Here is a 6,274-nt window from a genome sequence, read left to right on the forward strand (position 1 = left end):
TGCGCAGACCGGATTCCTCCAGCTTGCCCACCTTGGGCATAACCCAGGCAATAATGGCTGAGCCGTTGCGGGTGGTAAAATAACGCCCACCCGGCTCAAGACTCCAGATATCCCGCTCCTGCAGACCCACAAAACCCGCCTGTTCAAGACGCTCAACCATTTGCGCCACCGCATGATAGGGCGTGCGCGAGGCAGCGATAAAATCCATCAGCTGCTGATTAAATTGTTGCATCCTTCCACCCCTGCTTAATGCAATTACGATCGTTACTGCGATGATTCGACCGCAAGCAGCTCGACCTTGAATATCAATGCCGAATTCGGCGCTATGCTCGGCGTCGGGCTCGACATGCCGTACGCCAGTTCAGACGGCAAATAGAGCATCCACTGCGAACCTTCGCGCATAAGCTGCAAGCCCTCAGTCCAGCCCGGTATAACCCGATTCAGTGGAAAACTTACAGGCTCGCCTCGGGCATAGGAGCTATCGAACACAGTCCCATCGATGAGCATACCTTCATAATTCACCCGCACCCTGCTGCTGACATCCGGCTTGGCACCGGAGCCTGGCACCAGAATCCGGTACTGCAAACCCGAGGGCAAGGTCACAACACCCTCAGCCTGAGCGTTGCTCGCCAGAAATGACTGGCCGGCACGCTGATTGTCGTCATTGCGCGCCTTATCGACTAACTCTGCGCGAAATGCGGCCTCATCCGAGTCATCGCCACACCCCATTAGGGAAGCGCCCATTAAGACCCAAAGCGCCCACTTTACTGCTCTTCTTTGCATCTGAAACTCACCCTGCTAGCGCCCTAAACGCTTGATTTTACATTAGGACACGCGATGACTACACTCTGTAACCTGTACTGGTTGAACTTGCTGGGCAATTAGCCTGTCTGAAGGTTCAACTACCTGGCCTACTGGGACGCACCGAACTGATATGCTCAATCGAACTCTTTTATTGCTTCCGACTCTTGCACTGTCACTTCTGCTTCAAAGCGCGACCGCCAGTACCGCCGCGCCTGAAGCACTGGCGCCCGAGCCGATTCATCGACAAACCACACTCGATATTCTCGACTCCCTTACGCGGGAACATTACAACAAGGTCACCATAGACGACAGTTTCTCCAGCCAGCTGCTGGAGCAATACCTGGAAGACCTCGACCCCAGCAAGAGCTATTTTTACGCCAGTGATATTGCCGAGTTCGGCCCTCTGAGCACCACCCTGGATGACAGCATTCAGGCGGGTGAACTCAAGGACGCCTACGGCATTTTCAATCGTTACCAGCAGCGCATGCATGAACGACTGACCTTCATGATCACCGAATTGGAAGGCGGCCTGGATAACGTACAGTTCGACCTCGATGAAACCCTCGACATAGACCGCACCAACGCCAACTGGATTCAGACCCAGGACGAAATGGACAAGTTGTGGCGCAAACGTCTCAAAAACGCCGCTCTGAGCCTGAAGCTGGCGGACAAAAATCTGGCCGACACCACCGAAACCCTGCTCAAGCGCTACCGCTATCAGCTACACCGCGCCGAACAGATGAAAAGCGAAGATGTCTTCCAGACCTACATCAACGCCGTATCCAAAGGTTACGACCCGCACACTCAGTATTTCTCGCCACGCAATTCAGAAAACTTTCAGATCAACATGAGCCTGTCCCTGGAAGGCATCGGTGCCGTACTGCAAAGCGATGACGAGCTCACCAAAATCGTGCGCCTGGTACCAGCGGGACCGGCCGACAAAACAGGTCAGTTGAAAGCCTCAGATACCATAGTGGCCGTGGCCCAGGGCGATGATGGCGAAATGGTCGATATCGTCGGCTGGCGTCTGGATGATGTTGTCAGCAAGATTCGCGGCCCGGCGGACACCATAGTGCGCCTGCAGGTCGATCCCGCCGGCAGCAATGACCGCCAGAAACGCAAGGAAGTGCGCATCGTACGCAGCAAAGTCAAACTTGAAGAGCAGGCCGCACAGAAACGCATCATGGATATCGATTACCAGGGCCAGAACTACCGCCTTGGCGTGATCGAAATTCCGGCCTTCTATATTGACTTTGCCGCCCTGCAGAGCGGTGATCCCAATTACAAAAGCACCACCCGGGATGTCGAGAAGCTCATAAAGGAGTTGAACGATGAAGGCATCCAGGGACTGGTGATCGACCTGCGTGATAATGGCGGCGGCTCGCTGCGCGAAGCCAACGAACTGGTCGGTCTCTTTATCAGCCGCGGCCCCACGGTACAGATTCGCGATCCCAATGGCCGCATCGATATCCTCGGCGACTACGATGCCGAAGTTGCCTACAGCGGCCCACTGGCCGTACTGGTTAATCGCCTTAGCGCCTCGGCATCGGAAATTTTCGCCGGCGCCATTCAGGACTATCGTCGCGGCGCCGTCGTAGGCAGCCAGACCTTCGGCAAGGGCACAGTGCAGTCTTTGCATGCTCTGCGTCACGGCCAGCTGAAAATGACCCATGCCAAGTTTTATCGTATCTCCGGTGACAGCACCCAGCACAAGGGTGTCGTACCCGACATAAAACTGCCCAGCCTGTATAACGAGCTGGAAATAGGCGAAAGCGCACTCGAAGGCGCCCTCCCCTGGGATCAAGTGCGCGAAGTGCGTCACGGCAAGTTTATCGGCGTAGATAATTTTCAGGAAGAACTCAACCAGCGCCACCTGAAACGGGTTGAGACTGATCCGGACTTTATCTTCATGCGCGAACAGGTCGAACATCTGACGGCAGCCGCCAAGGACAAAACCATTCCGCTGAATGAGACTGCGCTGCGCGCAGAACGTGATGAAGCCGAGCAGTGGCAGCTTGATGCCCAGAACCGGCGCCGCGCCCTCAAGCAGCAAACGCCCTTGAGCGCACTAACGGAACTTGAAGACGAACTGATAAAAGATGAGCAGGGACGCCCCATCAGCTCAGAATCTACAGCACAGCTGGAAGAAACCGGCCGCATCCTGCTGGACATGGTAGATCTGACGTTCCGCTATACGGCGGCCACCGCCAAGGAATAAGCCTCCGCCATGGCCAAGCCCAGCCGTCAGATACTGATAGTAGCCGGCGCGTCGGTGCTGATTGCAGCACTGGCGACGGGCGGCTATTTCACCTACCGCAATATCCAGTCACAACATGCGACCACACAGCTGGAACTTGAGCAGCTCGGCTATTCCAATACCCGCTCTCCCGGCATCGGCCTGAATCAGGCACCGAGCAGCGAACAGCTCAAGGCACGCATGCAAAACGCCGCGCCCACGCCCGTACAGCAGCTGATTTACAACCTGACCGAAGAAAAGGAGAAGCTGGCGCAGGCCAATCAAAGCTTGCAGGCACAGCTAGACTCGGCGCAGGAACAGGTCAAATCGCTGCAGGAATACAGACAACTCAACGAGTATTTCGCACCGAATAATTTCGACCAGAAAATCACCCAGGTCGAGGCCGACCTGAAGTCATATCTGAGAAGATTGCCCGACGCAGACCGTTTTTCCGACCGGCAGGTAGACATCATGGCGATAGCATCCGCACAGGAATACCGACGCTTCGCACAGCAAAACAGACTAATACTGGATCAAACTGAGCATGATCGCATCATTAACGACTATTTGCCGGGCTACGCCTTCTGTACTGGAGATGCCGTCGAGCTTGCTGCCAACAACGCACTTGAAGAGCACATGCTGGCACAGTATCTGCGGACGAACGATACGTCCCTGCTTTCGACAGCACTGCGCCAGGACCTGCTAGCGGTCATCAAGCCGTGTCAACTGGCGCTACGCCAGTCACTCGACACTCTGTTTTAAACGAGCCGATTCAGCTTTTCTTGGCCAGACGCGCACGCGCTTCAGCACGCTTGGCTTCTTCACGCTCACGCTTGGCAGCTTCCTTGGCTTCACGCTTGCGCGCAGCTTCAGCTTTCTGCTCTTCCTGAATACGGGCAAGATCTTCCTGGCGCTGCTGTTCGCGCTCTTGCTTGAGGCGCGCTTTTTCGCGCAGCTCCGCGGCAAATTCTTCAGACTTGCGGGAACGCTCGCTGGCAAGTTCTTCAATGCGCTCGCGCTTGCTTTCGGTAATGCTGGCTTCTAGCTCTTGCAACTTTGCGATCTGAGCTTCTATATCGTTTTTTGTCATGTAATCCTGGTAAGCACTCTGCTGGGGTTTGAAACTGAAACCAATTATACCGACAACAGGCACCCGAACGCTATCTTAACCGACACATTAGCTGTACAATATGGCTCCCTTATTGCGGCAATTCGGTGTCCCGTCAGCAACGGAGACCGTCGCCGCTTTATGTTTAATCTGACCTATACAGCTGACGGTATAGAAAGCTCGCGCCGCCCTATTCTTAACGGGTTGCCGACTTACCATAGGACCTATTCATGAGCGAAAGCTTTGCTGAACTATTTGAAGAATCCCTGCTAAACGTAGATATGACTCCGGGCACCCTCGTTATGGGTGAAGTTGTCGACATCGACAGCGACTGGGTTACCGTAAACGCAGGCCTCAAATCCGAAGCCGTTATTCCGCGCGTACAGTTCCTTAACGATAACAACGAACTTGAAATCAAGATCGGTGACACGGTCAAGGTTGCGCTGGAAGCGGTAGAAGACGGTTTCGGTGAAACCCGCCTGTCCCGTGAAAAAGCCAAACGCGCTGAAGCTTGGGAAGTACTGCAGACCAAATTCGAAGCTGAAGAAACCGTTACCGGTTACATCAGCGGCAAGGTCAAGGGTGGCTTCACTGTCAGCATCAACAACATTCAGGGCTTCCTGCCGGGCTCCCTGGTTGACGTGCGTCCCGTACGCGATGTCGACCATCTGGAAGGCAAGGAACTTGAATTCAAACTGATCAAGCTGGACCCCAAGCGCAACAACATCGTTGTTTCGCGTCGTGCGGTTCTGCAGGAAGCCAACAGCGCTCAACGCGACGAGCTGCTGGCTGCACTGCAAGAAGGCCAGGTTGTTAAGGGTTACGTCAAGAACCTGACAAACTACGGTGCCTTCATTGATCTGGGCGGCGTTGATGGCCTGCTCCACATCACAGACATGGCGTGGAAGCGCATCTCTCACCCGAGCGAAATGCTGAACCCGGGCGACGAGATCTCTGTCAAGATCATCAAGTTCGACCAGGAAACTGGCCGCATCTCGTTGGGTCTGAAACAGCTGAGCGAAGATCCGTGGGAAGCTATCAAGTCCCGCTACCCGTCCGGCAGCAAAGTACCTGCACGCATCACCAACCTGACCGATTACGGCTGCTTTGCCTCGATCGAAGACGGTGTTGAAGGCCTGGTACACGTTTCCGAAATGTCCTGGACCAACAAGAACATCCACCCGTCCAAAGTCGTGCAGATTGGCGACGAAGTCGAAGTGATGATCCTGGACGTAGACGAAGAGCGTCGCCGTATCTCCCTGGGTATCAAGCAGTGCACCGGCAATCCATGGGTTTCCTTCGCTGAGCAGCACGCTGCTGGCGATCGCGCTTCCGGTACTATCAAGACGATCACTGACTTTGGTATCTTCGTAGGTCTGGATAACGACCTCGACGGCCTGGTGCACATGTCTGATATCACTTGGGAAGCTGATGCTGAAGCCGCCCTGCGCCAGTTCAAGAAAGGCGAAGAGGTTGAAGCTGTCATCCTGTCCATCGACGCTGAAAAAGAACGCATCTCGCTGGGCATCAAGCAGCTGGAAAGCGATCCGTTCAGCGAATACGTGGCAGCCAATGACAAGGGCACCATCGTCAACGGTATCGTCAAGTCTGTTGAAGCCAAAGCTGCTGTTATCGAGCTGGCTGAAGGCATCGACGCAGTACTGAAAGTGTCCGAGCTGAGCGCTGAGCGCATCGACGACGCCACTACCGTACTGAAAGTTGGCGACAAAGTTGAAGCCAAGATCACCAACGTTGACCGTCGCAACCGCGCCATCAACCTTTCTATCCGCGCCAAAGACCAGGCTGAAGAAAAAGCAGCCATCAGTACTGTGCGCAACCAGGAAGTTGAAGTCGCTGGTCCGACCACCATCGGCGAGCTGATCAAACAGCAGATGCTGAAAAACAACTAAGCGATAGTCTATTGCCTAGTAAACAAGGAGCGCTTCGGCGCTCCTTTTTTATGCCCACCAAACCCCGCCGGCCCCACAAACTTCAGCCTCCCAACCCCCAGGGCGAACGCATGAACATTATTTGATCAATCCAAGAATATGAAACAGGTATTGATCACTCCAGCCGCACCCCTTGCGCTTGTTCTTGATCCCGACTTTGACAGTGGTGTCCTGCTT

At 54.7% G+C, this 6,274-nt stretch carries 5 protein-coding genes and 1 pseudogene; 3 read left to right on the forward strand and 3 right to left on the reverse strand.

Annotation, left to right across the window (positions count from 1 at the left end):
- Window positions 1-232, reverse strand: a pseudogene (locus MPRO_RS24685) (M18 family aminopeptidase); the annotation flags it as partial.
- 32 nt (window positions 233-264) lie between these two features.
- Entirely contained in the window at window positions 265-744 is a 480-nt protein-coding gene (locus tag MPRO_RS24690) for an FKBP-type peptidyl-prolyl cis-trans isomerase (protein ID WP_245635201.1), read from the reverse strand.
- A 211-nt stretch (window positions 745-955) separates the two neighbouring features.
- Here MPRO_RS24690 and MPRO_RS24695 point away from each other — a divergent pair, with 211 nt between their 5' ends.
- The gene (locus MPRO_RS24695) at window positions 956-3,022 is read left to right on the forward strand and encodes a carboxy terminal-processing peptidase (RefSeq protein ID WP_245635202.1); all 2,067 of its coding nucleotides are present in this window, start codon (window positions 956-958) and stop codon (window positions 3,020-3,022) included.
- A gap of 9 nt (window positions 3,023-3,031) precedes the next feature.
- A complete protein-coding gene (locus tag MPRO_RS24700) occupies window positions 3,032-3,802 on the forward strand; it encodes a hypothetical protein (protein ID WP_067299056.1) in 771 nt (256 codons plus the stop codon).
- A 10-nt stretch (window positions 3,803-3,812) separates the two neighbouring features.
- Here MPRO_RS24700 and MPRO_RS24705 read toward each other — a convergent pair whose 3' ends face one another.
- Window positions 3,813-4,130 (reverse strand): hypothetical protein, encoded by a 318-nt coding sequence (locus MPRO_RS24705; protein ID WP_158651934.1) that lies wholly within the window; start codon window positions 4,128-4,130, stop codon window positions 3,813-3,815.
- Between the two features lie 248 nt (window positions 4,131-4,378).
- Between MPRO_RS24705 and rpsA the strand changes: the two genes are divergently transcribed.
- Window positions 4,379-6,058 carry a 30S ribosomal protein S1 gene (gene rpsA / locus MPRO_RS24710; RefSeq protein ID WP_067299059.1) on the forward strand — a complete coding sequence of 560 codons (1,680 nt, stop codon included), beginning with the start codon at window positions 4,379-4,381 and terminating at the stop codon, window positions 6,056-6,058.
- Window positions 6,059-6,274 lie beyond the last annotated feature (216 nt).

This window comes from Marinobacterium profundum (genome assembly GCF_001528745.1).
Classification (GTDB): Bacteria; Pseudomonadota; Gammaproteobacteria; order Pseudomonadales; family Balneatricaceae; genus Marinobacterium_A; species Marinobacterium_A profundum.

What these genes read in the sequence shown, in the direction of transcription:
- MPRO_RS24705 (WP_158651934.1), bottom strand. Translation starts at nt 4,130, where the DNA reads ATGACAAAAAACGATATAGAAGCTCAGATCGCAAAGTTGCAAGAGCTA.
- rpsA (WP_067299059.1), top strand. Translation starts at nt 4,379, where the DNA reads ATGAGCGAAAGCTTTGCTGAACTATTTGAAGAATCCCTGCTAAACGTA.
- MPRO_RS24700 (WP_067299056.1), top strand. Translation starts at nt 3,032, where the DNA reads ATGGCCAAGCCCAGCCGTCAGATACTGATAGTAGCCGGCGCGTCGGTG.
- MPRO_RS24690 (WP_245635201.1), bottom strand. Translation starts at nt 744, where the DNA reads ATGGGCGCTTCCCTAATGGGGTGTGGCGATGACTCGGATGAGGCCGCA.